The organism is Mesorhizobium sp. M1169 (assembly GCF_040318345.1).
GTDB lineage: Bacteria > Pseudomonadota > Alphaproteobacteria > Rhizobiales > Rhizobiaceae > Mesorhizobium.
The window spans coordinates 1-3183 of record NZ_JAMYME010000096.1; the positions used below are offsets into that span (position 1 = coordinate 1).

The following is a 3183-nucleotide window of genomic DNA, read 5'->3' on the forward strand; positions in this document are numbered from 1 at the left end:
TGTAAGCGTCACGAGCACCGCACGACTGTCCTTGCTTGACAGAGGCAGGATTCAGATGCGGGCCGCTTTGACCCGCTTGGGCATGAAGTACGAGCGGATGGCGACGACCGCCTTTGCAACGGCTGCGACGCCCGCGTCGTCGAGACGGGAGTTCAGCCCCGTTGTATCCCGGATCGGGGCGATGATGTCGCCGGTCTTGGCATGGCCGTGGAGAACGGGGCGCCAGAGCCTTGTGGCGTAGCCGGTGGCAAGCAGGAAGGCGGTCGACCATTCGAAGGCGTCGAATGTGCCGTCCTGCTGTCGCGCAAGGCGCGGACGCCAGGTCTCCGGCGTTTCGCCGAGCCCGACCGAGATCCGGTTATAGTTGGCAACCAGCGTCTGAACGGCGAGCGCCTCGGTTGTACCTTCGAGCGCCATCAACGCTTGCTCGCCTGCAAACAAAGGAATCCATTGGCGCGGGTCGATAAAGCGCGGACCGATGATGAGCGCAGTCAGATAGCCGTCGAGCCCATCCATGCCGAAGACCGGCGGATGCGGCCGCTGCTTGTGCAGGAACGTCTCGAAGGCCGCATCGTCCAGCATCGGGCGCGAAGGCGCAATCGAGGACGCCGCAGCGGGCCGAGCGGCGACGGGCCCCCTTGACCGACGAGCGATCATGCCGCCACACGCTCCAGTTGGCCCCGTGCTTCCCGGTCCGCCTTCCAATTCCACGGCAAGAGCTCGTCGAGCCGATTGACCGGAATGAAACCCGAGACGATCTGCTCGAGCACGTCGGCGAGCCAGGTTTCGGGATCGAGACCATTGAGCCGTGCCGAGTTGACCAGTGATGCCAGCACCGCCCATGTCTCGCCACCGCGAGCGGATCCGGCAAAGAGGCTATTCTTCCTCGTCAGGCAAACTGGTTTGAGCGAACGCTCGACAACGTTGCTGTCGACTTCGATCCGGCCGTCCTCGAGGAAGGCGATCAGCCCATGCCAATGCGCCAGCGTGTAGGCAATGGCCTTGCCGAGCGACGACTTGGCCGAGACCTCATCGATCAGCATCTCCAACTGCTCCTTCAGTGCCGCCATGAGCGGAGCGCTCTCGGCCTTGCGCACCGACAGGCGCTGCTCGGCGCTCATGCCGCGGATGCATTCCTCGATCCGGTAGATCTCGGCAATAGCGGCGACCACCGCCAGCGCCTCGCTCGAGCCCGTCGTCTTGACCACCTCGACGAACTTGCGCCGAGCATGGGCCAGACAAAAGGCAAGCTGCAAGGGTGCGATATTGCTCTTGCGCCGCCGCTTCGCCAGGCTCTTGTAGGCCGCATAGCCATCGACCTGCAGAATGCCGTCGAATGTTGAAAGCTGTGCCTCGATCTCTCCGGTTCCCCGGCTTTCTGCAAACACATAGCCGACTGCCGGCGGTGCCGGTCCCTGCCAGGGACGATCATCGACGGCCTGCGCCCACAACTGGCAGACTTTCGTCCGCTTGCGTCCCGGATCAAGTCGCGGCAGAGGCGTTTCGTCACAAAACACCCGCGGCTGCGAGCGGATGAAGGCAAGCAGGCGATCGTAAAGCGGCCTCAGCCACCAGGCGGCCCGTCCGACCCAGCCGCCGAGCGTGCCACGGTCGAGATTGATGCCGTAACCCGAGAAGATCTGCGACTGGCGATAGAGAGGAAGATGCCAGGCGAACTTGGAGACGACCACATGCGCCATCAGCGCCGTCGTCGCCATGCCCCCGTCCATTACTCGCGCTCGCGCCGGCGCCTGGACGACATGGGCCTCACAGGCCCGGCAGGCGTATTTGGGCCGGATCGTGCGGATCACGCGTAGCAGTGCCGGAACGATATCGAGGGCCTCACTGACATCCTCGCCGATGCGATGGAGGGGAAGTTCGCAACACGAGCAGACCGCGCTCTGCGGCTCGATCACTTCCTCGCAGCGCGGCAGATGCTTCGGCAGGGCACCCATGTTGCGCGACGCCGACCGGTGCTTGCGTCGCGGCCGATCCTTGTCTTCGACGGCATCGTCGTTGGCCGCGGCCGGCACCTCGCAGAGGTCACCGAGATCGAGCGCGATCTGCACCGGATCGAGCACGGCCAGCTTCTCCGATTTTACCCCGAAGATCATCTGCCGAAGCAGATCGGCATAGACGCGCAGCTCCGCGTTCTCGGCTTTAAGAGCCAGAACCATTCTCTGCAATTCGGCAGGATCCGATGGCAACGAATCAGGGCGGGGCGACATGATCAACCCTACCAGGCGACCCCGAATCTTCAAGCAAATCCAGTCACTTCACGCCGCTCTGACCGGTCTTTTGACGTGTTTCTTCGCCACCCTCGTCCAGTCGAGGCCAGCCACCAGAAGGGCGAACTCCTCGCGCGTCAGCCGGACCTGGCCGTCGCGGATCGGCGGCCAGGTGAAGCGCCCCGATTCGAGCCATTTCGAGGCCAGAACCATGCCGCTTCCGTCCCAAAAAAGAAGGCGCAATCTGTCGCCGCGCTTGGGGCGGAAGACAAAGACGTCACCGCAATAGGGATCGGCTGCAAGAGCCGAGGCGACCAGGGCAACAAGGCCATTGATGCCGCGGCGGAAGTCGACCGGCTGCGTCGCCACCACCACCTTCACGTCGCCGGCTAGCGCAATCACTGCGGCACACGCAAGGCACCCACGATGGCGGCCGCCAGGGCCGGATCGACCGAACCCGTCAGGACGAGGCGGCTTTCACCGATCTCGAGCTCGATCCGACCGGTCGACCTGGGCGCCTCCTTATTCCGTGCGTCACTATGCTCGAGCTGTCGCTCCTCGCCCGCGATCGTAATTGGCACAAACTGCAGGGCTGGCGTCGTCTCCGCAGCCGCTTTCGCCTGCACCAGCCCCACGTGCCGTCGCCAGACCGAAAGAAGACCTCGATTGATCCCCCAACGCCGCGCGACAGCCGAGATGTTGGCGCCCGGCTCCGCGCTTTCCGCAACAATCCGCGCCTTCTCCGCCGGCGTCCAGCTGCGCCGTTTCCGCCGGCCTGTGATCACCTCGACCCGGCGATAGTGACCCTCTTCATGCCTGCCTTGATGACTGTCTTGATGACTGGCATCAGGGTCCTCCCACTCCATGCGCCTGCGCTCCTCGCTGCCGCAAATCAGGCGGCAAATCTCCCCAGTGCATAGCCCTCAGGCAAGATGGGGTGCTCGTCACGCTCCCG

General features: G+C 64.2%; 4 protein-coding genes. All 4 read right to left on the minus strand.

The genetic code is table 11. The features are described from left to right. Positions 1-51 precede the first annotated feature (51 nt). Positions 52-582, minus strand: a complete 531-nt coding sequence (locus tag NKH41_RS33860; RefSeq protein WP_352466299.1) for a UPF0149 family protein — start codon at positions 580-582, stop codon at positions 52-54. Positions 583-653: 71 nt separating this feature from the next. Next, the gene (gene tnpC / locus NKH41_RS33865; RefSeq protein ID WP_352466298.1) at positions 654-2228 is read right to left on the minus strand and encodes an IS66 family transposase; all 1575 of its coding nucleotides are present in this window, start codon (positions 2226-2228) and stop codon (positions 654-656) included. Between the two features lie 48 nt (positions 2229-2276). Then, positions 2277-2630, minus strand: a complete 354-nt coding sequence (tnpB, locus tag NKH41_RS33870; RefSeq protein ID WP_352466297.1) for an IS66 family insertion sequence element accessory protein TnpB — start codon at positions 2628-2630, stop codon at positions 2277-2279. Next, the gene (gene tnpA / locus NKH41_RS33875; protein WP_352466296.1) at positions 2627-3094 is read right to left on the minus strand and encodes an IS66-like element accessory protein TnpA; all 468 of its coding nucleotides are present in this window, start codon (positions 3092-3094) and stop codon (positions 2627-2629) included. Before tnpA ends, tnpB begins: the two co-directional genes overlap by 4 nt. Positions 3095-3183: the final 89 nt, after the last annotated feature.